Genomic DNA, 26,428 nt, shown 5'->3' on the forward strand with positions numbered 1-26,428 from the left:
CTGATATGAGTTCTTTAGGGTCAAGTGTAAGGTACTTGGTTTGTTTTCTGCAATGATGACCGGTTTGCGGCCATGACTATTCCTTACCAGCTTTGCAACAGCATTTAACCAAGCTGAACTATGAAACTACGTAATCTACTACTGACGCTGTGTTTTGCGCTGGGCATCACACAGGTTGTACGGGCGCAAGCCTCTACCGACGAGACGGTGAAAGAATGGGAGCGGGCAAAAGCCTACACCAAAGAATACCTGGAGGCGATGCCCGAGTCGGGCTATGCGCTGCAACCCACGCCGGAGATGCGCTCGTTTGCTGAACAAATGCTGCACCTGACCGACGCCGATTACGGGTTTGGGTCGGCAGCAACAGGCGAGAAGCTTCCGGCTGGCGTTGGCGAACTGGAAAAAACGACAACAGACAAGTCGAAAGCCAACATCACCAAACTCGTGCTGGCAAGCTATGATTTCGTTATAGCCGGGATAAAAAAAATGACGCCCGCCCAGATGAACGAGCAGGTGAAATTGTTCGGGCGCTTTGACATGAGTCGGGGAATGGCACTGGCCAAAGCATTCGAGCACCAGACGCACCACCGGGGCCAAACCACAGTCTACATCCGCCTGGCCGGCGCCAAACCACCGCAGGAGAAGTTGTTTTAGGTTGTGATTCGGAATTGGTTGACCAGGTGATTGGTTAATTGGGTTTACCCACAAACTAATCACCTGGTCAACCAATTAACTACTCCCCCAATCCATACAATTGATTGAAGAGTAGCTTGAAGGTACCCTGCGCCTGAGCGCGGAACGTGATTTCGGGGCCAAATGCGTAAAGTTTACCCGCTCCAACGGGTGCCATAAAGGCCGTTACGCCATCGCGTAGGTAAGCCTGTCCCCAGGCCCAGCCACTCCGAAGCGGTTTGTCGGTCGGAAACCACATCAGCGGTTTAACAATCCCTTTAGCAATCGCCTCTGGAGCCACTTTAAAGACCGGACTTGAATCGAAATACACGTCCGTCATCGTAGGCATGCCCCAGGTGGCCTGCTGCGTTGAGTCGAGGGCGACGCGCAGAATGCTGCCGGGAATGAAGTATTTCTCGTTGCTAAGCGGTCGCTCCTGTCCCGTTGGTCCCATCTCGACCAGTGCGTTGCGCACGGGCAAACCGAGGTGATAAGCCAGATTGGTGCTGCTGCCGATCGTGACAACCTGCCCGCCAGCTTCCATAAATGCCTTCAATTGAGGTACCGACTTTTCTGCTGTAATGCGACCCATTGATGAGCGGTATTCGGCGGGAGTATCTTCGGGTTTGGGCTCACGAAAGCCGCCCGTATCGCCTTCGCCCCGTGGTGGTGCGTTCCCGTTCCCTACGGCCGGAATGGCACGGGTAACAAAGACAATTACATCGTATTTACTCTTCAGATTACCCGCGTCGATGTCCTGCGCATAAACCAGTTGCATGGGATAATGGTACTGCTCCATCAGCCAACGTACCCAGCCCGACGGCATCGACCCGCCGTAGGTATCCCACAGGCCAATGCGCAGGGGCGTTACTTTTTTCACGTTCGTCGGCCGCTTGGCCATACTGGTCACCGTCATGCCCGACGCATCGAGGATCGATTTCGCTTTGGCCGACGCAGGTACGTAGAATGAACCGGGAGCTACTGAACCACTACCAGCAGGCAGCCGGAACACCTCGACACCTGCCTTGATCAGGTCATTGACAGCCATATAGCTGTTGTTCACCTGACTATTTAGCACGTACCCAGCGCCCGATCCGCTCACTTTAGCCGTAGGCGATTGTAGTTCACCGTAAGGCAATTTTTTAAACGGACCGTCGAATCCAGTAAGCAGGCGGTCGAACTGCACGTTCATCTGGTAGGCGAGTGTCCAGCCAGCGGCATCGTAGGGGCGAACGGGCGGGCCACCGGGATATTGAAAATCATTGGGGTGATCCTGCGGCTCGAACATGTCCAGAATGTGCGGTCGGAACGCCTGGTCGAGCTTTACGACGTATGAGCCCGCTGGGTACGTCCTGCCCGCCACACTGAAATCAGCCGTAGCTTCCTGCACCTGAATACCCGTTTTGATCAGGGCGTTCACAAATTTCACCGCCGTGGGCCAATCGGTCTGGCTCGACGGGATAATGTAGCCCCGTGGATCGCGCAGGGTCGAATCTTTCAATACAGCGGTAAAGTACTTCACAGGCACACCTTCGCCGCGTGGGGCTGATGCCTGATCGGATGACACAGCGGTGGTACTTCTGCCAGCCGTTGCCAGGCTGGCTGTTGCGCTACCGCTGGTTGCCGACGTGCTGGCGAGCGTGGCACTGGCGGGTGCCGTGGCGGCGGCCTGCGCTTTTTTCAAGTCATTCTGGTACAATTCGTTAATGGTTTCAACCCGCTTTGGCGAGAGCGTCCAGTAACTGTCGCTGCCTCGATCAATTGAGTTTTTGCCCATCTTGTAGATATTGTACAGCAACTGGTCGCGCTGCCGGGCCGCATAATCAAGCACCGCATAATTGAGCGACACTGAATAATCGATCGACTGCCGGAATTTCCAGCGCTGGGGCGTTACCGGGTTAGGCGTGTTACCGTTCGGAATCAGCCGCGCCGGAATCAGGGGTACGTTCTCTGGCGTTGGTCCGCCGATGATCTCCGTCAATAGGCCAATCATGTTGTGGAAGTGCGTCGTTGTGCGCAGTCCCCCGTTATACCAGGTTGAGAAAACCGAGCCGCCCAGGCGGGTAAAGCCGGGTTTATTCTCAGCATTCAGGCGATTGTACATGGCTGCTCCAAGTGCATCGATACCCGTCACCATGAGTGGGTCGAACACGTAGTTGAACGGATCGCGGTAGGGTGGTCCGGCCAGTACTGATCCGGCCGGGCCGCGCTGGTGGTGGTTATACATGATCTGCGGAATCCAGTCGACGAAGAGTTGACGGCCGATATTCTGTGATTCCTTCAGGTTCATGATGTAGAAATCGCGGTTATTATCGTGACCGGCATATTTCTCATACAGCCGGGGCAGGTTGTCCAGCGACCGTTTTTCGGGGGCCGGATTTCGCATGTACCAGTTCGAAACGATCTCCTGCCCGTCAGGATTGGCATGCGTCAGCAGAATGACCACATTATCAAGAATCCGCATCGTTTCGGGGTCGGTGCGGCTCACGAGTTGGTAGGCCGTTTCGATCAGTTGGTGCGTACCTACGGTTTCGGTCGCATGCAGCCCCCCATCGATCCAGACCACGGCCTTGCCTTCCTCGGACATGGCCCGCGCCTGCTGCTCGGTTATTCCCTCGGCCCGCGCCATTTTGGTCGAAATCTCCTGGTAGCGAGCTAGTTTTTTGTGGTTCTCGGGCGAGGTAACGATCATCATAAACTGATCGCGTCCTTCTTCCGTTTTACCGATGCTGACCAGTTTTGTCCGGGGCGAAGCGGCTAATTTTTTAAAGTACGCCTCTGTTTGGGTAAAGGTGGCAAGTTGGTAGTCGTCGCCAATATTGAAGCCGAAATGGTCTTTCGGCGTCGGTACGGTTTGGGCCTGCACCGACATACGCAGCAGCAAGGCTGTACTTAAGGCAAGTAAAGTTGTACGGAACATAGAGAAAGGAAGAGCCTCCGGGCTCGTTGATGAATCCACGTTCAAGTACGTTATTTTATACGGCTTCTATAATAATACATAGTAGAAAATTTGGCAAAACCAGCAGCCCGCTCACGGATCAACCAGCCGCTTGACCTTGAGTTGAACGTACCCGTATTGACTTACGGCTCACAAAACCGCTCTTTTGTCTTATTCTGAAAGGCAACAAAAAAGCCTGCAAATCAATGATTTGCAGGCTAGTGCCGAAGGCGAGACTCGAACTCGCATGTCCGTGAAGACACACGCCCCTGAAACGTGCGTGTCTACCAATTTCACCACTTCGGCAGGTACTTTTCCCGGTTGGGACTGCAAAGATAAGGGGCCAACCGTTCGTTTTGCAAGCGTTTTCGCAAAAAAAGTAGAGACGTAGAGTATAGGTCAGTGAATTGGCGAGCAGGGCGGCCACTACATGTGCGAGAGCGGGCAGGCACGATGGCCTGCCCCTACAGGGTAACCATTCTGATGGTAGATCATGTGCTTGTCTGAACCTTATTATAAATCAACCTTCTCGTACATATCCGGGATGGCAACGTTGGGGAAACCGGCGGCGAGCAATTTCTCGCGCCACACTTGCTGCGTGTCGTAATCGCCGTGGACCAGAAAGAGCGTCTTGACGGCGGTGGGATTCTGGCAGCTTAAAAACTGGAGCATCTCGACCGAATCGCCGTGGGCCGAAAGCGAATCCATGATCTCGACTGTAGCGTTGACGTCATAACGTTCGCCGAAGATATTCACCTGCTTATCTCCCCGTTTCAGCACGCCACCGAGGCTATTGGGCGAAGCGTACCCAACAAACAGAATAGTGGTGCTGGGGTCTTCGATGTTATTTTTGATATGGTGCTTGATCCGTCCCGCTTCGGCCATGCCTGAAGGTGCAATGATGATGCACGGCCCCGGCTTGCCGTTGATCGCTTTCGACTGCTCCACATCCGAGATATAATGCAGGTTCGGGAAATCGAAGGCATCTCCATCTTTTTTGATGTAAGCAAGAATCTCCGGGTTGAAGTCCTCCTCATGCTGGCGCATCACGGTGGTTGCACTCACCGACATTGGGGAGTCGATGTAAACCGGCAGTTTGGGCAGTTTGCCTTCACTGGCCAGTTGATCGAGGGCGTAGATCAACTCCTGCGTACGGTCGACGGCGAAAGCCGGAATGAGCAACTTGCCTTTTTTCTGAACGCAGGTTTCCTCCACAATGCGCAGTAAATGCGCCTTCATGTCGGGCTCGGTCTCGTGCACCTTGTCGCCATAGGTCGATTCACAAAGAATATAATCTGCCTGCGGGAAGGTCTCGAACGTGCGCAGAATTTTATCGTCAGGCCGACCAATATCGCCGCTAAAAAACAGTTTCTTTTCCACCAGTTTACCGTCAGCGTTGGCCTCTTTGATGCTCAGGCTGATGGCCGCGCTGCCTAGCAGGTGGCCCGTATCGGTATACAGAAAACTCACGTTCGGGTTCAGGTACGTTCGTTTTCCGTATTCCACTGCCTGCATCTGGTCGAGTGCCTGCTGTACATCGTCTTCAACGTAGAGCACTTCCAGTTCAGGTTCGTTTCGGTTGCGGCGGCGCTTGTTCACCCGCTCCAGGTCTTTCACCTGAATCCGGGCGCTATCCATGAGCATAATGCGGCACAGATCAAGCGTGGCCGGAGTGCAGAGAATCGGCCCTTTAAAGCCTTGCCGGACCAAACGTGGCACCAGTCCCGTATGATCAATATGCGCGTGCGAGAGAATCAGTACGTCGACCTCGGCAGGGTCAAAGTGAAACTCCTGGTTTAGCTCGTCGGTGTTGATGCCTTGAAACAGGCCGCAGTCGAGCAGGATACGGAAGCCATCGATGGTGGTAATGAGGTGCTTACTGCCCGTAACGGTGCGGGCGGCTCCCATAAACTGAATGGTCATGGTGACGGGGTTTGGAAAGTCAGACAGGCAAGGTAGTAACAGGCTGGTGAGTTTGATGTTTTGCGTGCTGGCATCGGCTTCTACCCCTAAATCCCCTGAAGGGGACTTCGCGTTGCCTGTCAACGAATTGTGGGGTAGCGAAGCAAGGTCCCCTTCAGGGGATTTAGGGTAGAAGCGCAGGTCAATACTGCGCGAGCGTAGCTTTCAGTGACGATACCATGGCCTCGGTGAGGCTGGCGGGGGAGAGCACGCGCAGGTGTTCGCCATATGAACGCAGGTGCATGAGCAGGTCACGGTTGGGTGCCAGCCGTAGCCGGATAATGCACTCTGTATCCGTATCGGAAATAACTTCCTGCGTTTGATGAATGGGTTTTGCCTTCACGTACCGGCCAAACAACGGGCTGAACGACAGCCGGATTTCTTCGACCGGGCCACTACTGTCGGTGATGCCGTAGATATGCTCGAATAGTTCGCTGACGTTGGTCAGGATTGCTTCAGGTACGTAGCAGGGCTCGTCAAGAATAGACAGGTCGCTCATGCGGTCGAGCGCAAAGGTGCGTTCTTTCTGGGTACGTTCGTCGTAGCCGATCACGTACCAGCTATCCCAGACTTCGCGGAGCAGAATCGGGTGCAGCGTGCGCAGTACAGGCACTACGCCCGGTTCGGTGGGTTCATGCTTGGTGTAGCGAAACATGATCTGCCGATTCTGGTTCACCGCCCGAATCAGGATGGGTACGTATTGGCGATTCCCGCCCAGAATTTTTTCTTCCACATACACCACGCGCCGACCAATGCCTTCGGGTCCGTCGCCGGGTTTCACTTCGCGAATGATGTCGAGGCTTTGCCGCACTTTCTGCAACGCGCTGGTCAGTTCATCGGCTACGGAAGCCCCCTGGGTAGCGGCCAACACCTCGCGGGCGTAATCGAGCGCTTCCATATCGTCGGGCGTGAGCATCAGCTTCAACAGCCTGAATTGCGGATTGGTGTAGTAATAGCCATTGGCGCGCTTATCGTAGGCGATAGGCGCGTCATGGTCTTCGCGCAGGCGCTGAATGTCTTTCTCCAGCGACGAAATCGACCGGATGCCGCAGGTTTCCTGGCACAATTCGAACAGGCGTTCCTTGGAATACTGACGTGGATATCGGCTAATGACCTCGTCGATCAGGCGGTAGCGTTGAAAAGCAGATCGGGTAATGGGCATGAGGATTGGGGATTGGGGATGTCGGATTGCCCTCGCCCGCATCGGCGAAGCTACGCCAGTTACTGGGACGAGTACTCCCCTCTCCTGAAAACCAGGAGAGGGCCGGGGGTGAGGTAAATCTCCTGAAAAATAATTTCAGAAAAAAAGATCAACGTAAAAAGGTTACGTTTTGATAGTTAAATATTTGTAGCGGACATACAGAAACGATAATCATGAACCTTACGCAACGTCCGCGACCGAACGCAAATTACCCCGCCGCACTGGCCAACCTGCCAGCCGCCGCCACCCGCAGCCATCGGGCCAGCCTGTCGGCCCGGCAACTATTTGATGTTGAACTGGGGCTTGTTCTTCTGAGCCAGTTGATGCCAGCGGCTTCGCCCGACCACCTACCCGCCCTGCTCAATGGCGACACGGTGGCCTACTGCGCCAACTGGACCGCCAAACAGCGACGATGCCTGAATCGGGGCCGCGACCTGCTGAGGCCTTTTCAGCAAAGCACCCTTTGGAGCGACCTCCTCGACCGATACAGCCGCCTGACTGACCAGATGCAGGCCTTCGATATTAGTAACGACCGCAGCCGCTTCAACCAGAAGTCGGTTGGCTTTTTTCGCAACCGCGTCTTTACCCTCCGTCAGCTTCTGGCGTAGGCCCCTGCTCGAACAACACAACAACAACGATGAACATGACTGCTTCCACTCTTCTGCCCTCGCTGCCCATTCCGGGCTCGCGTTTTAGCTGGCAGGAACCTCTGGCTACGCGCCTGAAGCATCAGTACAATCTGGCGGGCCAATCGGCTAACCGCCTGCTAAATATTGAATTAGGTCTTTTTCTGCTTACTGAACTGCTGCCCGACGCACCACCCGAAGCCCTGCCCGACCTGCTGTCGGGCAACGGCCTGATCTACCTGCGTCGGCCCGTCTGGACGCCAAAGCAGCATCGTTTGCTGAGTCGGGGCCGCACATTGCTGGCTCCGTATCAGGACCGGGCAACTTGGTTTCAGGCGCTGGTAAAGTATGCGTCGTTACCCGCCCAGGCTCGCATGTACAGTCTGAGCCAGTACGGTAGCATTACGGAGGGCGATAACGCTACTGCGGGCAGCTACACCCAACGCGAACGCCTGACCCTCTTCTGGCGGGCAATGATTTAAAAAAACGTCATTATGCCTTCGGCGTCATTACGCTTCGCTGTCAGTAGAGGGTCATTGATTGTCACCAATTATTTTCTGAAATAATGACTACTTAATGACCCTCTGATGACAGCGAAGCGTAATGACGCCGAAGGCATAATGACCGTAAATGACATTTCTTCATGCTCTCCCAATTCATCCAGCATATTACTGGCGCGGCCAATCCGGCTACGGCGCTACAGACCGTTAATGCCCCGGTTCTAACGACGACCTCTACTGCGCCACCCGCCCACCTGTCGACCATCGATTCAACCGCATCGACACTACGGACGGTTAAACTGATCATGGTGACGGCGGCGAATAACAATAAGTACTACGAAATGCACGAGACCGCCACAGGTACGTTCACGGTCAGCTACGGCCGGGTGGGTGGCTCGGTCAGTACGGCAACGTACCCAATAAATCAGTGGGATAAGAAATTCCGCGAAAAAGTGGCAAAAGGCTATGTGGACCAGACGCACCTGTACGCTGACAAACCCGCCACGACCAGCGCCGATACGATCGACAACGCTCAGGTACGTGCCTTGATGGCGAAATTGATGGAATACGCCAACCAGTCTATTTTTCAAAACTACGTGGTTTCGGCGCAACAGGTGACCAGGCAACAGGTCAACGCAGCGCAACAGTTGCTCAACGAACTAGCGGCGATGATCGATACCAGTCTGGATATAAGCCAGTACAACGACAAACTCCTTAGCCTGTTCAAAACAATTCCGCGAAAAATGGGGAAGGTAAGTCAACACCTTGTCCCACAAAGTCCACAAACGGCGGATGGACTGCAACCGCTCCGCGACCGCCTCGCTACCGAACAGGAAACGCTCGACGTAATGCGGAGCCAGGTAGAACTGAACCAGCCAACCCCTGAAGCCAATACTCCTGAGCAGGCTCCGCCTTCACTACTAGACTCGCTGGGCCTGACGATGGAACCTGTCACTGATACCCGCGTGCTTACCCTGATCAAGCGGATGATGGGCAACGATGCGGCTAAATTCGATGCGGCTTTCGCCGTGCAACAGGCTCGTACTCAGGCGGCTTTTGCAAACCATGTGGCTACTGCCAGAACCCCGAAGACACAGCTACTTTGGCACGGTAGTCGCTCAGAGAACTGGCTATCTATTTTAAAGAGCGGCCTGGTGCTTCGCCCAACGAATGCAGTGATTACCGGAAAAATGTTTGGCTACGGCATCTACTTCGCCGATCAGTTCAGTAAATCACTCAATTACACCTCACTAAGCGGGTCTGTCTGGGCAGGCGGGCGACAACGCGAGGCCTATCTGGCCATCTACGAAGTACACGTTGGCAAGCAGTTTGTAGTGAGTGAACATGAGGGTTGGCACTGCTCCCTGACGGGCGATGTGTTGAAAAAACGTGACCCCAATCTCGACTCAGTATATGCCCAGCGTGGCCGAAGCCTGCTAAAGAACGAGTTCATTATCTACAATCAGGATCAGAACACAATCCGGTATCTGGTCCGCGTGAAACTGTAACAACCTAAACTGCTGAGAATCATGAAGCTAAAACCATTAAATCGTCAATCTGTGCGTATGGCCGCTACCATGCTGATGCTCGCCGAAGGTAGCACGACCACACTCAACGTCAAATTATACCTGCGCGACCGGGGTTTCAAGGCCGGGCAGTCGGAAGTGTCGTCGTGGCTGTTCCGTATTGCTACCCGCGAACGATGGACAATCAACGACAACGGCACCTATCGCCTGTATTATTTCCCTAACTTCATGGGCTTACCCCTGTCAGGCACCGCGCCAAGAGTATCGAAATAAGGATAAAAAAGCCTATATATCTTCCGCCAATTAAAAATTGAGCGGCCCGGCTATTGGCTGGCTTCCGACCTGGCCATACAGGATGTGGTCATTGAGAAGTACGACGCGATTTTATTGCCGGGTGGCCGCGCCCCTGAGTACCTGCGTAACCATGCCGCTCTACTGGAAGTCGTCCGCAAATTTGACCGGCAGCGTAAATGGGTCTTTGCGATCTGCCATGGGATTCAGATTTTGGTCACGGCTGGTTTAGCCACCAACCGAACACTCACGGCTTATGAGCATATACGCACTGAAATTGAGATGGGGGGTGGCACGTATTCGACCCAACAAGCTGTGCGTGACCGAAACATAGTCACGGGACAGGCCTGGCAATCGCATCCCGAATTTTATCGGGAGGTATTTGTCTGCCTCAACCAAGCGCAACAGGTGGAGAAGTAAAGGCGAATTAAGCATTTAGTAAGACCCAACAAGTAATCTATAATCAGTCGTCGAGCGACTATAATTGTTGATCCTGAAGCTAGTTCTCTACGATATGAAAGCCCCGCCTCCATGCTACTGCTGAAGGCGGGGCTTATGCGTTAACGCTGTATGAGTACCCGCAGCGTAGTTGGCAATTGACCGGCGGGGGTGAGTTGAAGCAGGTACAGGCCGTTGGGTAACTGGCCCGTGTTGACGCGATACGGCTCTGCGGGGGCAGCATTCAGTTGCGTCTGGTGAAGCGGGCGGCCCAGCAGATCGGTTAGTTGCAGGCCTATAAACTGTCCACGAGCGGGGCTGAGGTCAACCATCACGTGGTCGTTGGCGGGGTTGGGCCACAGGCTGAACGTCGTGCCTGCTTCGGCAACGCCCATTCTTCCGCCAACCGGGCAAGTGGTTTCGGAGAGGCTCCACTGCTGCAGTTGGCTCGTTCCCGGCGTCTGCTGGCTGATCTCGGCCCCATCGGTCAGGCTGGCGTTGCGCACCGTGATGGCCTTGCCCGAATTGCGGTTCACAAAACTGTAGTAGCCTTCGGCATTGCGCTGGGCCGTCCATTGCTGGTGACTGCCACCCCAGTAGGTCCACTGTTCCAGCAGGGCATCGTCGGTGGTGGCAGAATTACGTACCTGAATACCTTTCTGGTTGTGCAGCACCGAGATGCGGTAATAACTTCCGTCGGCGGTAAACTGCCATTTCTGCCAGGGCTGCCCGGCGTCGGTGTTCAGTTGCAGTTTGACTCCATCATTGCCTGCTCCGGCGGGTACGTTCAGCACCAGCCCACTGCTGCGCGGCTGAACGCGGTAACATTTGCCGGGTGTGATGGTGGCAAATGAACTGCTCAGCGACACCAGCAAAAGCGGACCGATAGCAATGCCGCCTTTATCGTCGGAAACCGTCAGTTTAACGCTGTAGCTGTACTGAGGAACGCCCTGCGCACCCGGCCTGATGGTGAAGACTTTCACCGGGTTGGCTTCAGTGGAGAAGGTGCCATCGCCAAAATCCCACTGGTAGGTGATGGGGTCACCGTCGGGGTCCGATGATCGGTTGCCCGTGAAGGTCACGCTCAGGGGTGACGTACCCGTCAGCGAAGTCGACGTAGCCACCACCACGGGCACCCGGTTGGCACCGGTCGGGATGATGCTCACCTCAACGCCGCCACTCCAGCCTGCGCCTTTGCGGGCATAAACCCGGAAATAGTAGCGTTGACCCGCCGTTAATTCGGTCACTAGCAACGAATTGCCCGTGCCCTGGTAAAGCACTTTACCGCCATACAGGTCTGCTCCGTTGCCCGTAAAGCTGGCATTTGCCGCGTAGGCGAGGTCGAGGGGAATTTCTGTAAAACCCGACCCGGCTTTTCCAACCACCAGCACATCGTCGAAGCTGAGAGCGGGGTTTGTCCACCGGAGTAGCACCCGGCTACTGTTGCCGCTGGTGGTTGTGGTGGCTGTCAGGCCGGTGACCGTTAGTTTGGGAGAAGTGCAATCGGGGTAAATTTTGACGGAATCCTGGCCTGTTGACCCGGCAACATCGGTCACTTTCAGGCCGATCAGGTAGTAATAGTCATCGCCGTCGCAGCCTGCCGGTGAAATAGACACAACGGGATTAGCGCCCGACGTGGTCGACACCAGTTGCTCGCTGTTGTTATGGCGCAGTTTCACCTGCCAGAGGTAGGTCAGGTTGCCGGTCGACGCGTTAGTAACGGCGGCGGCTAAGGTGTAGCTGGTGGCTTTATCCAGCGCGTATTTGGCGTTGTTGACGGGGTTGGTGATCCGAACCGTCGGGGCAGTACTCCGCAACGACACCAGTAACAACTGACTGATGGCAATGCCGCCCCGGTTGTCAGAGACCGTCAGCCTGACGCTGTAGCTGTACTGAGGAACGCCCTGCGCACCTGGCCTGATGGTGAAGACTTTTACCGGGTTGGCTTCAGTGGAGAAGGTGCCATCGCCAAAATCCCACTGGTAGGTGATGGGGTCACCGTCGGGGTCCGATGATCGGTTGCCCGTGAAGGTCACGCTCAGGGGTGACGTACCCGTCAGCGAAGTCGACGTGGCCACCACCACGGGCACCCGGTTTGCCGGGGCGGCGGTGCAGCCGCGTTCTTCGACGCTCCACTGCTGCAGTTGGCCCGTTCCCGGCGTTTGCTGGCTAATCTCGGCTCCCTCGGTCAGGCTGGCGTTGCGCACCGTGATGGCCTTGCCCGAATTGCGGCTAATGAAACTGTAATACCCTTCGGCGTTGCGCTGGGCCGTCCATTGCTGGTAATTGCCGCCCCAGTAGGTCCACTGTTCCAGCAGGGCATCGTCGGCCGTGGAGCCGTTACGCACCTGAATACCTTTCTGGTTGGTCAGCACCGAGATGCGGTAATAGGCCCCGTCGGCGGTGAACTGCCAACCCTGAGCGAGTTGATTGCCATCGGTAGTCTGGCGGAGTTGGGCACCGTCGTTAGGAGAGCTGCTTTCTACGCTCAGCACTTTCCCGCTGAGCCGGGATACCAGCCGATAGCATTTGTTGGGCTCGATAGTGGACACAGAGCCCGGAACCGACAGAGTAGCCGCGTGGCTGATTAGACAAGTTAGGCTACCTAACCAAAGCAGAAGGCCACCAAAAAGACTGTGATAAGCGTTGTTTCGCTTCAAAGTGTGCGTAAACATGTGTGAATCGATAAATTGGGGTTGAGTGTAAAAATGGATACCAGACCAGAAGTACCTTCCTTCAACTTTGTGGGGTACCAGCGTGGTCGAATAAGTAATCGAAGCAGCTTTATATGTAGCGCAATAAACTTACTATCAGTATAATTAAGACAGAAGGCTATTTATGTGGTCACTGCTACTTATGTTATCTTGTTGATAAGATAATATAACTCAGCACAGACCTTTCATCGCCAAGTGACAGATAGACAACCTGGACTAATTTGCCTGTTGTCGGCTACGACTATGATTTACTTCACGCAATTGATCTACATCAACGAAGGTGAAGAGGCCGCGTTTCATGAGTTTGAGGAAATAGCTATTCCACTCATCGCCAGGTACAACGGGCAGCTCCTGTTACGGGTACGTCCTTCCGACGAAGCGTATATTGATGAGCAGTTGATGGAGAAGCCCTACGAAATTCACTTTGTGAGTTTCGAGACGGAGCAAGACTTCAGAGCCTTTTCGCAGGACGAGAGCCGTAAGCAGTTTTTGCACCTGAAAGAACAGGCGGTGCGGGCGGCGATTCTGATTCAGGGCGTAAAGTTGTAGTGTAGTGGGGTTGCGGCAGACTCAAATACGCCGCGAAACGGGTAGGAATGATCCTTTGTTGACGCCTTTGGTGATTACCGAGTAACCTACCGTTTGTATTCAGCGGAAAAGTTATTTCTTTGGGTGTTTATAACCAACATTACACGCTTACCACAAAAACAATGGGAAAATTCGTAATTACCACCCGCAAAAACGGTGAATTTCAGTTCAACCTGAAAGCTGGCAATGGGCAAACGATTCTCAGCAGCGAAGGCTATTCGTCGAAAGCAGGTTGCGAAAACGGCATCGAGTCGGTGAAGCGCAATTCGCAGGACGATGCCCGATTTGAGCGCAAAGAGTCATCGAGCGGCAAACCTTACTTCAACCTGAAAGCAACAAATGGGCAAGTTATCGGCGGAAGCGAGATGTACGAAAGCGTTGCGTCGATGGAAAACGGCATTGAATCGGTGAAGAAAAACGCGCCCGAAGCAACGGTCGACGATCAGACGGCCTAAGCGCAGAATTTCCTAGTCGGTTACATGCGAAAGGGCATCAGAACCTGGCCTTGTCCGGGTATTGATGCCCTTTCGCATGTGCACACGTGGTGGATTGCGCCCGGTTTTGATTCGACGATAGTCAGGTACGTTCGGGCGGCGTGGTTAATTGCTTCGTCCAAAAATTGCTCAACTCCTGGGGTGAATAGCCTTGTATTAGGCAATATATTCTACAGTTTTTGTAGAATTATTCTACACCAAATAACCTAAAAGTGCCCTTAGCGTAGTGTAAAGGCCGTTGGCATCAATTTTGGGCTTGCTTTTCCTGAAAAAAAGCAACGTTATGAAAAAGAAGGTGTGGGTTGTGGGAGCCATGTTGGCTGCTATCACCAGTTTATCATCCTGCGCCACTATTGAAGGGTGGCTTTACAAAGATTCTAATTCGGTGAATCGGGCACCCGCTTCGGCGCGCCGCTCGGATCGGGACGACGATCGCAGAAGAGACACAGACCGGGGTGGCCTGTTCTCGAGCAACGATCGGAACGATGACCGGGACAGCCGTAGCAATGATCGGGATCGGGACAATGATCGCAAAGGATTATTGTCGGACCGCAACAGCGATCGTGACGACGACCGGAAGGGTCTTTTCTCCAGCCGCAACAATGATCGGGACCGCGATGATGACCGTCTGTCGAGCCGTGAGCAGTCAGGTACGTATAACAACCGATACCGGTCTGATTCGAACAGCAACAGCCGCCGCAATTCCGATTCGTATAACAACCGATACAAATCCGATTCGTACTCAGACCGTTCCGACGATCGCTACAGCCGCGACGACGACCGGTACGGGTCAAGCTCAATTAATGACCGGTATAGCCGTGATACTGATCGGTACAGTTCAAGCGATCGGTATACGTCGGATGACCGCTACAGTCGTTCCGACTCCGACCGTGATGGTCGTTCATCGAATAACTCAGACCGCAACGATAGCCGGAATGCATACGATGACCGGTCGAACCGAAACAACTCGGACATGAACAGCCGTTCATATCGGAACGATGATCGGTATGACAGTCGTGACTCATACAATGGCGATCGATCGAACAATCGCGATTCATACAACGGTGGTAATGATAACCGGAACGCCTTCATGGATCGGAGTAACGACCGGAATTCATATGATGACCGGAACACGTCGCGTCAGAATGCGAATCCAAGCTCTCAAGGCAATGAACGGTACAACAACGACCGGATGAATAACGACAGCCGGATGGGATCGAACCAACAGAATGGGTATGATTCGTCAAACAATCGGTCTGGTAATGGCAGCGACAGCTATGGTAACTATTCACGGAATCAGCAGGGCATGGGCCAAAATTCCGACAGTCGTAACTCGAACGGATCAGCCAATGATTCGTCGATGATGGACGGTCAGAACCGCGACAATATGAACCAGTCCTACACGCAGTCGAACCGGTCGTCTAATCAGAATGACCCGAACCGGAGTCAGGATATGACGAACAGCCAGCGTAACGACATGAATTCGGGCGGCCGTACCAACACCAACGATCGGTTCTCGACCGACCGGCAGGATTTGATGGATCAGATCGACGAACAGATCACATCGATCGACAAGCAACTGGATGGCCTGAAAGGGGACGTACCCAACGAGAACCGGTCGGCCCGCAAAGCACGTGAAGATGCGCAGAAGGACTTGCAGGACAAACGCCGTCAGCTAACTGATCAGGCCTACAAGGTGCAACGCACATCGGAAGGTGATTTCAAGCAGGTACGTCGCGAGACAAACCGCTTAGTTGATGATGTGTCCGATTCGCTTGAGAAGCTGATGAAAAAGGCGACTGACAAGAAATAGTGAGGGAGATCGGGGAGTAAGCGGTGCTGGCCATAGTGTCAGCACCGCTTTTTTATGGCCTGCCGACACGGTATCCAGGCGGCACTTACGACCTTTGCGCCATAACTCTCTTTTCAGACGCTGCCATGGCCTTGATCCGACCTGTACGGGGTATCGCCCCCCAATTTGATGACTCCTGCTGGTTTGCCGAGAATGCCACCATTGTGGGTGAGGTGATCATGGGCCCCGACTGCACGGTCTGGTTCAATGCCGTAGTTCGGGGCGATGTGAACCGTATTACGCTGGGTGAGCGCTGCAATGTGCAGGATGGTGCCGTAATTCACTGCACCTACCAGAAGTACGCCACCACTATCGGCAACTACGTTTCGATTGCACACAATGCCATTGTTCACGGCTGTACTATTCAAGACAACGTGCTGATTGGCATGGGTGCTATCATCATGGATGGTGCCGTGATCGGCACAGGCTCGATCATTGCGGCGGGGGCCATCGTTACGCAGCATACGGTGGTGCCACCGGGCAGTATTTATGCGGGTAACCCGGCCCGCCTGCTCAAAGCGGTATCGCCCGAGCAGGCGGAGGTGTTTATGCGCACCGCCAACAACTACGTCATGTACGCAGGCTGGTACAGGTAATTGCTGAACATGAACGTACCTGGCTAGACATTACTCGCGACCAACCAGGCGTTTGGCCACTCCTACGCTGTGAATGGTTAACAACCACGCCCTACGGCGGGCGGCATCCAGGTTGATATTGAACCACACATAAAAGCCAAAATCGGCTTTTTTCGGGTACGTAGCGTCGATGTACTCTTTGGCTCGCTTCTCTGATCGCCAGTATCGCTCGGCGTTATTGTAGGTTATGGTGCCACTTCCACTTTCTTCAAATGGAGCATGGGTCAGGTAGTCCTCCAGTACCATGTGCTGAAATTTATAACCCCGGTTAAACATTTCGTAGAACCACGGAGTAGCCACATCTGCACCGTCCCAACCACTACCGTAACAGCGCACAGGACCAACAGGCAGGGTGCTTTTCCGGTACGTATCGATGTTGATCAGCGCACAATATTCGTTCAGCCGGCATTCGGGTAACGGGTGTACGCGCCCGGATTCAATTACCTTCAGATCGATCTCATACCGAAGCGTTTTGTATTCCCGATGCAGGTCAAGCGCTTCCTGCTTGTCTGGAACATACTGATGCATGGTTGTCGATGTGCAACGTTTGGCATAGGCATGCGAGGCCGGGCAACTCCAGCACTGACCAATGGAGCCAACCCCGGCCAGTTCGGGCCGTTGCTCGAACTGGGCCAGCATGTCGCCGATCATATCCCCGTGATAGCGCAGATCATTGTGCATAACGCAGACATACGGCTTATCTGATTTTTCCAGCGCATACTGAAACATCATACTTTGGCGATACCGCGCGTCTGTACGTGCACGTTCTACATCGTTTGGGTTGGACGTCAGAAAATGCCAGGGGCGGTGAACAACAAACTGGATGGGATCGCTTTTGAAGTAATCGACTACTTTATGTACCCCGCCCCAGTCATCGTGCGGTTGTCGGCCTTCATAAGTAAGGTAAATTTTGCCGATATGCTGCCTGCTGTGTTCCAGAAGGCTCTTTATAGATACAATGGCGTTATAAGGTTTTCCGTATATGATAACCGCTACGTCAACGCGTTTTGTCATGATTCAAGCACAGGGTGAATCGCAAATATAGGCACATAGACCTTATCTGTTCCAACCCTGCGCGCGGATGGGCGTTTGCTGACCGGCTTTGGTGGCCAGCACCACGTGGTCGGGTGTGTTCGTCATGTAGCCCACGGCGGTGATACGGCTGTGGTTTTTCAGCGTGTCGAATTCCTGCGGTTTCACCGTAAACAACAGTTCGTAATCTTCTCCGCCGTTCAGCGCGGCCGTAATCGGGCTGATTTTAAACTCTTCGGCGGCCAGGTACGTCTGGTCATCCACCGGAATATTATCATCGAAGATGACCGCTCCCGTTCCCGACTGAGTACACAGGTGCAGCAGATCCGATGCCAGGCCGTCTGATACATCAATCATGGCGGTTGGAATGATGTCGAGGTCACGCAGTTCGTGAACAATATCGGTACGACCATCCGGGCGTAGCTGTCGCTGAATCAGGTACGCCCGCTCTTCCGACAGCGATGGTTGCATGTCGGGATTAGCCAGATACTCCTGCTTTTCGCGTTCCAGCAGTTGCAAGCCCAGATAAGCTGCTCCCAGATCGCCCGTTACGCAGATTACGTCGTTTGGCTGGGCCGTGTTGCGATAGGTGATTCGCTCTTTGGCCACTTGCCCAAGCACCGAAACCGAGATGACCAGCCCAGACCGGGACGACGTAGTATCGCCGCCAACCAGGTCGATGCCGTAGGCTTCGCAGGCGGCGCGTATACCGGCATATAGTTCGTCAACGGCTTCTACCGTAAACCGGCTGCTCAGGCCCAGGCTCACAGTGATTTGCGTGGGCAAGCCGTTCATGGCCGCGATATCTGACACATTTACGGCTACCGCTTTGAAGCCAAGATGGCGAAGCGGCATGTAGGTCAGGTCGAAATGGATGCCTTCGAGCAGCATATCGGTCGACAGCAGGCCAAACTCGGTGTCGGAAAGAGTAAAAACGGCGGCATCATCGCCGATACCACGAATAGTACCGGGTTGTACGGCAGCGGGGGTTTCTTTACGGATGCGATCAATTAAACCGAGTTCGCCGAGGGTATCAAGTGTAGTCATAACAAAAAAGCCGTTCCAGTTTATCGGAACGGCTTCAGCAGTGAATAAGTTGCGAACGGCTTACCCCTTCTTCAGGTTATAAACGTTCGTTGTATTGCCCGTCTTCTGGTCGGGTGTCGTGCGCGTGAGCGTTACTGTGCCATCAGCCAGATTGGTAATGTTAAATGAAATCGTACCATTGGTGCCGGTTGGCTGAGGCGTAAGACCACTCAGTACAATTTGAGTGTCACCCACTACCGTATACGTACCTGTAAACACAGACCCATCAACCGCCGTGTAGGTCACTGCGGGGGGGTTCGACAGATTCAACCGGAATTGCGAGTAGCCTGGTTTAGTGTTCGAGGTGCCACCAGCGGTGTAAACCGTAGTAGGACCTTCAGCGACCGACTGGGCTACGTAACTATTTTTGACCCGGTCAGCTACCGGAACAGCAGGCTCTGCGGGTTTGCAACCCGTCAGAACGTAGAATATAGTGCTAAGAGCAAGTAGGAGTGTGTATTGGGTCTTTTTCATAAGCCTTTTTTGAATTTGACTCGAATGTTAAAGGTACATGTATAATTGTTAAATAGACAACGCCGGTTCCTGTTATTTTTGTGCAAGTTGACTTAACGGCCTACCGCATGCCCACGCCCCCCGATCTCCCCCACTATTCCCGCGCACAACTGGCCTTACGAAACGGCAACGACCGCGACGAAATCTGGTGTGCTTACCAGGGGCTGATCTACGACGTAGGTACGTCGAGGCTCTGGCGTGGTGGTAAACATTACGAACATTGGGCAGGCCAGGATCTTACTGACGAACTAGCCGATGCACCTCATACCGACCTTGTTTTTCAACGGTTTAAAGCCGTTGGCATTCTTTCTATATAACGTATGATGTCAATCTTAATTGCTGACAGCGGCTCTACCAAAACCGAGTGGCGGCTCATTCGCCCGGGTCAACCCAGCATAGCTATTCATACCGACGGACTGAATCCTTACTTTCAGAATCAAGAGCAGCTTCAGCAAACCCTTCTGGCTCAGTTAGCCCCTCAACTTCCTGCTTTGACTGAGCCCGTTTCGGTGCATTTTTACGGTACAGGCTGTACGGGGCCAGCCAGTAACGACCGAATGGCCAGCGCCTTGCAAACAATACTACCAACGGCAACAACCATCGATGTAGCCAGCGATATGCTGGGTGCCGCAAAAGGAGCGGCCGGGCATGAGCCAGGCATTGTCTGCATTCTGGGAACCGGGTCAAACGCCTGCTTCTTCGATGGCCAGCAACTTACTACTCCCAGCTACTCGCTGGGTTTCTGGCTGGGCGACGAAGGAAGCGGTGGTAACTTGGGCAAACGGCTGGTCACCGCTTTTTTACACGGTAAACTGCCCGCTGATCTTCACGCTGCTTTCGCTGCTCAGTTCAACCTGGACCGGCTGACCGTCCTGGATCACGCCTATAACCAGCCTTATCCGAACCGGTACTTCGCCAGTTTTACGCCGTTTCTCTCTGCGCATCGCCAGTCAGCGTTTGTCAGGGAGTTAGTACTGTCCGCATTCTCCGACTTTCTGCAACTATACATTCGTCGGCTACCAGAGTATGACCGGCACCCCATTCATTTTGTTGGCTCTGTTGCCTATTATTTCTCTGATTGGTTGCAGGAATTACTGATTCATAATCACCTTCAGACAGGTCGCTTCGTGAAGGCGCCTATCGATGGGCTGGTAGCCTATCATTCGTAAACTGACCAAACCAAAACGTTACTGCTTGTCAACGTTCGGGTTTGGTCAGCCTGTTCAGTGGCAGATCAACCTCCTTCGTTAGGAACGATAATATCAAATCTAACAGTGGCCGTTCCGAGTAACGTACCTGTTCCATTGGCACCGGAGTAGACGGATACTTTCAGTTGATAAGAGCCTACCTCTGGTTTGAATCCCTGGCCAGCCGGATAGAGCAGGTAAGGGGCCGCATTGGCGTATACCGTTCGTTTGGCTTTTCCGGTTAGTTCCATCAGTACACTACCTGCCGCTACTTTAGGCTGGCAACTCAGATTAGCCAGCAGAGGCATCTTTTTGCTGTCGAGCAGGTCACCGTCTGTCAGGTCTTTCAACACTCTACCCTGCGCATCGAGCAGTGTAGTCGTTACAGCAAAACGGGGAGCTGCCCGTACAGTAATCAGGAATGTATCGCTGACCGAAGCACCTGCGTTATCCGTTGCTCTGGCAATGGCCGGGCTGCTACCAATCAGGGTTGGCGTTCCCTGAACTACCCGTTTGATAGGGTCATAGCTCAGTCCAACAGGCAGACCGGTCAACGTTACTGATGTAATTGTGCCATCGGGGTCGGTAAACATACTGGCAGGCACCGTGAATGAAGCCGGCTGATTGACCGTCAGCACCTGGTCGGGAAGTGCAATGGCTACAACCGGTGGTTTGTTTGCCCGGACGCAGGGCGTAGTGTAGGTCAGCGTCTTTTCAACGCCGCTCTGCCTCACCCTAAGCACCAACGCAGTACCATAGCGGGGGCCATCTGCCAACGTATAAACAGACTGGCTCGTCCAGTTAAGTACCTGATCTATACTAAAGCTAATGGCGGTACCATCGCCGTCGGCCGTTTGAAATTCCAGCTTACCAGTAGCGCAATCAACCAGCGGATCCAGGAGGCGCAATGGTTTTGCCTGGGGAGCCACAGTAATTACAAACGTAGTGGCGACGGTGCCCCCCCGGTTATCGGTGGCCGTGGCCGTCACGGTCCACGTACCTGGCGTGGTGGGAGCACCACTGACGGTGCGGGTCGTGGCCGCGTAGCTCAAACCAGGCGGCAACCCCGCCAGTCCTACGGCTTCGATGGTGCCATCGGCGTCTTCGAAGGTGTTGGCCGCAATCACCAGCGACATGTTGCGGAACTGGGTCAGGGCCACATCAGCCAGCGCTGTTTTCACCGTCGGCAACTGGTTAGGCGGCGGGCAGTTGGGCCGGTACACCCCCGCAACAAGCTGGTTACCCTGGCGGGCTTTCAGATCCAGTTGCGTGTTGCTGCGCATGCCAAGGGCCAGCGTAAAGGAGGATTGCGTGGTCCAGGTGATCAGCCGGTCGATACTATACTCAACGGGCGAACCGTCGCCATCAGCCGAGCGGAATTCAAACAGGCCGGTGTCGCAGTTGAGTACCGGGTCCAGTAATCGCAGGGGACTTGGATCAAGCGCCACAGTAATTACAAACGTAGTGGCGACGGTGCCCCCCCGGTTATCGGTGGCCGTGGCCGTCACGGTCCACGTACCTGGCGTGGTGGGAGCACCACTGACGGTGCGGGTCGTGGCCGCGTAGCTCAAACCAGGCGGCAACCCCGCCAGTCCTACGGCTTCGATGGTGCCATCGGCGTCTTCGAAGGTGTTGGCCGCAATCACCAGCGACATGTTGCGGAACTGGGTCAGGGCCACATCAGCCAGCGCTGTTTTCACCGTCGGCAACTGGTTAGGCGGCGGGCAGTTGGGCCGGTACACCCCCGCAACAAGCTGGTTACCCTGGCGGGCTTTCAGATCCAGTTGCGTGTTGCTGCGCATGCCAAGGGCCAGCGTAAAGGAGGATTGCGTGGTCCAGGTGATCAGCCGGTCGATACTATACTCAACGGGCGAACCGTCGCCATCAGCCGAGCGGAATTCAAACAGGCCGGTATCGCAGTTGAGTACTGGGTCCAGTAATCGCAGGGGCTTTGCCTGAGAGGCGATCGTAAGATTGAATGTCGTCGACCCTGTCGCTCCCTTATCGTCGGTTGCCACAACAGTCACATTCCATACGCCGGTTGTTGTTACGATACCGGTAATCAGGCGTGTGGCTGCATCATAGCTTAAACCGGTGGGTAGTCCGTTCACGGCTATCGATACAACCTGCCCATCAGGGTCAGTAAATGTGCTGGCGGGGATAGAGATAGAGACGGCATTATTGGCGCTATTGGTCTGGTCAACAAGGGGTACGTTAACAACGGGCCCTCTATTGGTTGCCGGGGGGCATTTCACTGAAAAATACAGCAACAACTCTACGCCACTCTGTCTGGCCCGAACTGTAATTGGTACATTGAGAAATCGGAACAGATCGACTAGTGTATAAACTGATCTGGTATTATAAGAAAACAAATTATCGGCAGCGTATTCTATTGGCGTACCGTCACCGTCGGCCGACTGGAACTCAAACCGGCCAGTAACGCAGTCCAGCAGGGGGGGAAGCAACCGTAGTGGCTTTGGTCCAGCGGTAGTGCCTATCGTGATTTTAAATGTAGTCGACACGGTAGCTCCTTTATCATCGGTAGCCGTAGCGGTAACGGTCCACGTACCTGGGTTGGCTACTGTTCCGGCGAGAACACGCGTTGCAGGGGTATACGTGATGCCCGTTGGTAAATTAGACAGACTGACTGAAGCGATGGTGCCGTCAGGATCTGTGAAGGTATTTCCCGGCAGCACCACAGAGAAGGCCTGTCCCGCTGTTAGCGTCTGATCGGACAGAGGGCTATTTACGACCGGGGGCTTGTTGGCTGTCGTCGACACTGGGCAGGTAGTTGTATAGGTCAATGACAGTTCGGTGCCACTTTGCCGCGCCCGAATAGTGAGGGCATTACCAGACCGTAGTTGGCCGGCCAGGGTGTACACTGTCTGCGTATTCCAGGCGTATACATTGTCTACGGCATACTCAACGGCCGATCCGTCTCCTTCTGTCGACCGCAACTCAAACCGGCCAGTGCTACAATCCAGCACTGGGTCCAGTAATTGAAGAGGTAATGTGGCTCGCCTCACCGCCAGTACGAAGTAATCAGTAACGGTCGCGTTGTTGTTGTCGCTGGCGGTTACAGTTATCTCGGTCGACCCGGTTAAGGATGGCGTGCCACTAATGATGCGCGAGGAGGCATCGTACGTTAACCCAGCGGGAAGGCCCGAAACGGCCACATTGGTGATCTGCCCATCTGCATCGGCAAACGTATTGTCTGGAATTTTGAACGAAAATGCCCGGTTGACCACCGTTGTCTGATTAGGCACCCGGTTTACTACTGTTGGCAACTGGTTGCCTGCACTGGCCAGTAAGTCTTCGTCCAGCAGTATCCGTACGGGCTTGCCTTCGTTGCCGCCCCGGAGGGTATTCCATTGCCCGATAACACCACTTTCATACACATTGCTTTGAACTACAGCCGACAGTTTGTAGGTCATTGTCCCAACCGGCGTCACCGTTGTCACTGGCTGATCGAGTAATCCTTTTGCTTTTATCTTGGCTAGAATCGCTTTCAGATACTCGCCATTCGCATCCGAATAAAAATTGGCGAACGTAATGATTTTTGCCCCGTACTTAAAATTGTTTTCCGCCATCCTGGCCTGATCATCCGACCGATCGATACGATCAGACAGGTAGTTGGCCCCGTCTATCTCGTTGATCATCAATGCACCTGGCTTCATATTACTGCGTATCAGGTCCATGGAAAGCTGGTGCGTGTAGTCTATCCCATCATTGACCTTAATGCCGTCGTACAACTGGGCCATGTTTTTAAAACCCAACGTACCCCGGTTACCGCTAATCAAGTCGTAGATGCTGCCCTGTTCAGTGACGATGCGGATGGTTGGGTCGACAGACTTGACCGTGGTAGCAAATCGATCATTGAACGATTTTAGCTGCAAATGCCGGAATATATACCAGTCAGCCCCCCTTTTCCCCGGAAAACCAGAGAGTAAATTATTGTCTGGGTACGTCGGCCGTATGTCTGTTACGGCTTTGTAGTTTGTTCCCCAGGTTGAATTGAGCGTGGCCAGACTGTTGTTATACTTGGCCAGTGCCCAACGCTGAAAATCCGCAATAGTCAGGTCGTTAAAGTCATAAGATGCCAGATAATTACCAGGGTGGTTTGTCTGCCAGTACTCATTTTCCCATTGTGGATTGAACGTGACCGACATAAATAGTAAATCCCCGCGGTCGTTTATGTATTTGTAACGCTGCGCAACCGAGCGAACAAAATCCTGGATTTTATCTATTGCTGGCGTGTACCCAAGGCGAACGTGGGTATTGCTCTCTATCTGGAGCATATTACCCCGGTTGTCGCGCATAGATTGTTCCTCGGGCCAATAGCCCGTCCGGTCAACGCGACAGGTACGCAGGCGGATAGCCACTTTGGCGTTATGCTGTTGAGCAACCTGAAAGAACCGGTCAACGTATGCCCAGTCTGGGGCACTGTTCAGGCTGGGTTGTAACGTACCCCAGTCGATCCCAATAACTACAGCATTGCACCCATTGGCAAAAGCATCTTCCATGCTTTTGATCTGGCGCTTCTGCATTGTACCGTCAACATCTCCGTAATGGTACAGCGAAAACATGGCGTATCGCTTCCCGTCTTCAACGTAACCTTGAGCAAAACCAGGAATCGCCTGCACAATACATGTCAGCAGAACAACCCAGTAAATCAGCAGCCTCCCAATCGTAAAAGATTGTTGCATATTATCTTAGTTGGATTTTGTAAGCACAATAATCCTGACCAACCAACGGGAGGCTGTCACCGGGTTGAACAGAGGTACTCTTATAGTTTGGGTTAGTTTAGGGTCAACCTTCAGGAATGTATTTTCATCTGAAGTAGACCTGTGATGCGCTGTTGCAATTATCGTGCGAGGAAACCAACTAGATAGAAAATTACACACTAGATAATTCATAGAGTAGAGGTGTAAGCTATTTATGACAAATATACTCCCATGCAGTTTAACCTAGCGGCTTACTTCCGATACTATTGCTATCGGTTTTATAACGACCTTTGCAGTCAAAAATCCATCAACAAAGTTCGTCTGGCAGACGTTACTCATTCATGGCTAATCGGTATTACCTTAAAGTGAAAGAAGTGGTGCGGGAAACTCCCGACGCCATCACCATACAGTTCTGGCATCCCATTAATGAAGTAGTTCGTTACCAGACAGGTCAGTTTTTGACGTTTTTATTGACCATTGGTAACCAAAAAGTTCGCCGTTCTTATTCAATGTCCAGTTCGCCGCACGTAGATGCTTCTTTGGCCGTTACGGTAAAACGGTTACCAGGTGGCCTGGTATCTAACTATCTGTGCGACAGACTGAAAGAAGGAGATGTACTCGAAACGCTTGAGCCAATGGGTACGTTTACACCAACGCTCATTCCTACCGCAAAACGGTTACATATTCTAATCGGAGCGGGTAGTGGTATAACGCCTCTGTTCTCGATGATGAAATCGATGCTGCATACCGAACCTAACAGTGAAATATGGCTGATCTATGGCAATCGGAATGAACAGGAGATCATCTATAAAGCCCACCTGGACGCTATATCGAGCGTGTATACCGATCGGCTGACGGTTACGCACGTGCTCAGTCAGCCGAGTGCGGGCTGGAGTGGCTTTTCGGGTCGGATCAATCAGTCTAATCTATTGAAATTATTAGAATCTCATAAGTCAGATTCATTACGTCAGGCAGAATATTATCTGTGTGGGCCCGATGGATTGATGGACGAGGTACGTTCGGCACTGAATTTGCTCGCCGTTCCAACCGAAAAAATTCACCGTGAGAGTTTTCAAACTGCCAATACTACTCAGGCAGTCGGCGCGGTTATTGAGGGCGAGCTTGACACGGACGACAGCAGCACGCAGGACGTTACCGTGTTGTATGAGGGCAATGAGTATAAATTTTCGGTTGAACCTCATCAAACCATTCTTGAGGCCGCCCTCGAACAGGACATCGACCTGCCCTACTCCTGTCAGGCAGGTATGTGTACGGCCTGTTTAGGGAAGTGCGTTTCTGGGGAAGTGAAACTCGATGAAGAGGACGGGCTGTCTGAATCCGAAATTAAAGCCGGTTATGTATTGACCTGCGTTGCTCACCCTGCATCCAGAAATGTTGTTATCGAAATTGACTAAATCATTATACAGTATGCTGTGAAGCCGGTTGAGA

The 26,428-nt window shown here is 53.4% G+C and carries 21 protein-coding genes and 1 tRNA gene; 13 read left to right on the top strand and 9 right to left on the bottom strand.

Annotated features, from left to right (window positions below):
- The first annotated feature begins 120 nt into the window (after window positions 1-120).
- Window positions 121-654 (top strand): DinB family protein, encoded by a 534-nt coding sequence (locus ACFE8Q_RS21460; RefSeq protein ID WP_375447489.1) that lies wholly within the window; start codon window positions 121-123, stop codon window positions 652-654.
- A 79-nt stretch (window positions 655-733) separates the two neighbouring features.
- Here ACFE8Q_RS21460 and ACFE8Q_RS21465 read toward each other — a convergent pair whose 3' ends face one another.
- The 4 genes from ACFE8Q_RS21465 to ACFE8Q_RS21480 all read right to left on the bottom strand — a co-directional run bounded on the left by ACFE8Q_RS21465 (window position 734) and on the right by ACFE8Q_RS21480 (window position 6,734).
- On the bottom strand, window positions 734-3,592 hold the full coding sequence (locus tag ACFE8Q_RS21465) for a M14 metallopeptidase family protein (RefSeq protein ID WP_375447490.1): 2,859 nt from the start codon (window positions 3,590-3,592) through the stop codon (window positions 734-736).
- 240 nt (window positions 3,593-3,832) lie between these two features.
- Window positions 3,833-3,916 (bottom strand) — tRNA-Leu (locus ACFE8Q_RS21470).
- A gap of 207 nt (window positions 3,917-4,123) precedes the next feature.
- Window positions 4,124-5,533, bottom strand: coding sequence for an MBL fold metallo-hydrolase (locus ACFE8Q_RS21475; RefSeq protein ID WP_375447491.1), 1,410 nt, complete (start codon window positions 5,531-5,533; stop codon window positions 4,124-4,126).
- A gap of 181 nt (window positions 5,534-5,714) precedes the next feature.
- Complete coding sequence (locus ACFE8Q_RS21480; RefSeq protein ID WP_375447492.1) at window positions 5,715-6,734, bottom strand: helix-turn-helix transcriptional regulator; 1,020 nt, start codon at window positions 6,732-6,734, stop codon at window positions 5,715-5,717.
- 212 nt (window positions 6,735-6,946) lie between these two features.
- On the opposite strand from ACFE8Q_RS21480, the gene ACFE8Q_RS21485 reads away from it, so the two are divergent.
- The 5 genes from ACFE8Q_RS21485 (at window position 6,947) to ACFE8Q_RS21505 (ending at window position 10,136) form a co-directional block, all read left to right on the top strand.
- The gene (locus ACFE8Q_RS21485) at window positions 6,947-7,381 is read left to right on the top strand and encodes a hypothetical protein (protein WP_375447493.1); all 435 of its coding nucleotides are present in this window, start codon (window positions 6,947-6,949) and stop codon (window positions 7,379-7,381) included.
- 35 nt (window positions 7,382-7,416) lie between these two features.
- Window positions 7,417-7,881 carry a hypothetical protein gene (locus ACFE8Q_RS21490; RefSeq protein WP_375447494.1) on the top strand — a complete coding sequence of 155 codons (465 nt, stop codon included), beginning with the start codon at window positions 7,417-7,419 and terminating at the stop codon, window positions 7,879-7,881.
- Window positions 7,882-8,042: 161 nt separating this feature from the next.
- On the top strand, window positions 8,043-9,407 hold the full coding sequence (locus ACFE8Q_RS21495; protein WP_375447495.1) for an ADP-ribose polymerase: 1,365 nt from the start codon (window positions 8,043-8,045) through the stop codon (window positions 9,405-9,407).
- A gap of 21 nt (window positions 9,408-9,428) precedes the next feature.
- Window positions 9,429-9,698, top strand: a complete 270-nt coding sequence (locus ACFE8Q_RS21500; protein ID WP_375447496.1) for a hypothetical protein — start codon at window positions 9,429-9,431, stop codon at window positions 9,696-9,698.
- A 57-nt stretch (window positions 9,699-9,755) separates the two neighbouring features.
- Window positions 9,756-10,136, top strand: coding sequence for a DJ-1/PfpI family protein (locus ACFE8Q_RS21505; protein WP_375447528.1), 381 nt, complete (start codon window positions 9,756-9,758; stop codon window positions 10,134-10,136).
- Between the two features lie 140 nt (window positions 10,137-10,276).
- Here the strand turns inward: ACFE8Q_RS21505 and ACFE8Q_RS21510 are convergent, their stop codons facing one another.
- On the bottom strand, window positions 10,277-12,706 hold the full coding sequence (locus ACFE8Q_RS21510; protein WP_375447497.1) for an RICIN domain-containing protein: 2,430 nt from the start codon (window positions 12,704-12,706) through the stop codon (window positions 10,277-10,279).
- Between the two features lie 405 nt (window positions 12,707-13,111).
- Between ACFE8Q_RS21510 and ACFE8Q_RS21515 the strand changes: the two genes are divergently transcribed.
- From ACFE8Q_RS21515 to ACFE8Q_RS21530, 4 genes are all read left to right on the top strand, one after another.
- Complete coding sequence (locus tag ACFE8Q_RS21515; protein ID WP_375447498.1) at window positions 13,112-13,417, top strand: DUF1330 domain-containing protein; 306 nt, start codon at window positions 13,112-13,114, stop codon at window positions 13,415-13,417.
- A 161-nt stretch (window positions 13,418-13,578) separates the two neighbouring features.
- Window positions 13,579-13,911, top strand: coding sequence for a YegP family protein (locus ACFE8Q_RS21520; RefSeq protein WP_375447499.1), 333 nt, complete (start codon window positions 13,579-13,581; stop codon window positions 13,909-13,911).
- A gap of 322 nt (window positions 13,912-14,233) precedes the next feature.
- A complete protein-coding gene (locus tag ACFE8Q_RS21525) occupies window positions 14,234-15,763 on the top strand; it encodes a hypothetical protein (RefSeq protein ID WP_375447500.1) in 1,530 nt (509 codons plus the stop codon).
- A gap of 125 nt (window positions 15,764-15,888) precedes the next feature.
- On the top strand, window positions 15,889-16,398 hold the full coding sequence (locus ACFE8Q_RS21530; RefSeq protein ID WP_375447501.1) for a gamma carbonic anhydrase family protein: 510 nt from the start codon (window positions 15,889-15,891) through the stop codon (window positions 16,396-16,398).
- Between the two features lie 30 nt (window positions 16,399-16,428).
- Here the strand turns inward: ACFE8Q_RS21530 and ACFE8Q_RS21535 are convergent, their stop codons facing one another.
- From ACFE8Q_RS21535 to ACFE8Q_RS21545, 3 genes are read right to left on the bottom strand one after another with little or no spacing between them, the layout of a single operon-like run.
- Window positions 16,429-17,451, bottom strand: a complete 1,023-nt coding sequence (locus ACFE8Q_RS21535; protein ID WP_375447502.1) for a hypothetical protein — start codon at window positions 17,449-17,451, stop codon at window positions 16,429-16,431.
- A gap of 42 nt (window positions 17,452-17,493) precedes the next feature.
- Window positions 17,494-18,516 carry a thiamine-phosphate kinase gene (gene thiL, locus ACFE8Q_RS21540; RefSeq protein ID WP_375447503.1) on the bottom strand — a complete coding sequence of 341 codons (1,023 nt, stop codon included), beginning with the start codon at window positions 18,514-18,516 and terminating at the stop codon, window positions 17,494-17,496.
- A 60-nt stretch (window positions 18,517-18,576) separates the two neighbouring features.
- The gene (locus ACFE8Q_RS21545; protein WP_375447504.1) at window positions 18,577-19,029 is read right to left on the bottom strand and encodes a hypothetical protein; all 453 of its coding nucleotides are present in this window, start codon (window positions 19,027-19,029) and stop codon (window positions 18,577-18,579) included.
- A 107-nt stretch (window positions 19,030-19,136) separates the two neighbouring features.
- On the opposite strand from ACFE8Q_RS21545, the gene ACFE8Q_RS21550 reads away from it, so the two are divergent.
- Both ACFE8Q_RS21550 and ACFE8Q_RS21555 read left to right on the top strand, forming a co-directional pair.
- On the top strand, window positions 19,137-19,385 hold the full coding sequence (locus ACFE8Q_RS21550) for a cytochrome b5 domain-containing protein (protein ID WP_375447529.1): 249 nt from the start codon (window positions 19,137-19,139) through the stop codon (window positions 19,383-19,385).
- 3 nt (window positions 19,386-19,388) lie between these two features.
- On the top strand, window positions 19,389-20,237 hold the full coding sequence (locus tag ACFE8Q_RS21555; RefSeq protein WP_375447505.1) for an N-acetylglucosamine kinase: 849 nt from the start codon (window positions 19,389-19,391) through the stop codon (window positions 20,235-20,237).
- Between the two features lie 65 nt (window positions 20,238-20,302).
- Here ACFE8Q_RS21555 and ACFE8Q_RS21560 read toward each other — a convergent pair whose 3' ends face one another.
- Window positions 20,303-24,961 (bottom strand): putative Ig domain-containing protein, encoded by a 4,659-nt coding sequence (locus ACFE8Q_RS21560; RefSeq protein WP_375447506.1) that lies wholly within the window; start codon window positions 24,959-24,961, stop codon window positions 20,303-20,305.
- 359 nt (window positions 24,962-25,320) lie between these two features.
- Between ACFE8Q_RS21560 and ACFE8Q_RS21565 the strand changes: the two genes are divergently transcribed.
- The gene (locus tag ACFE8Q_RS21565; RefSeq protein WP_375447507.1) at window positions 25,321-26,394 is read left to right on the top strand and encodes a 2Fe-2S iron-sulfur cluster-binding protein; all 1,074 of its coding nucleotides are present in this window, start codon (window positions 25,321-25,323) and stop codon (window positions 26,392-26,394) included.
- The last annotated feature ends 34 nt before the right edge of the window (window positions 26,395-26,428 follow it).

It is taken from the genome of uncultured Fibrella sp., assembly GCF_964250085.1.
In the GTDB taxonomy this organism is placed as follows: domain Bacteria; phylum Bacteroidota; class Bacteroidia; order Cytophagales; family Spirosomataceae; genus Fibrella.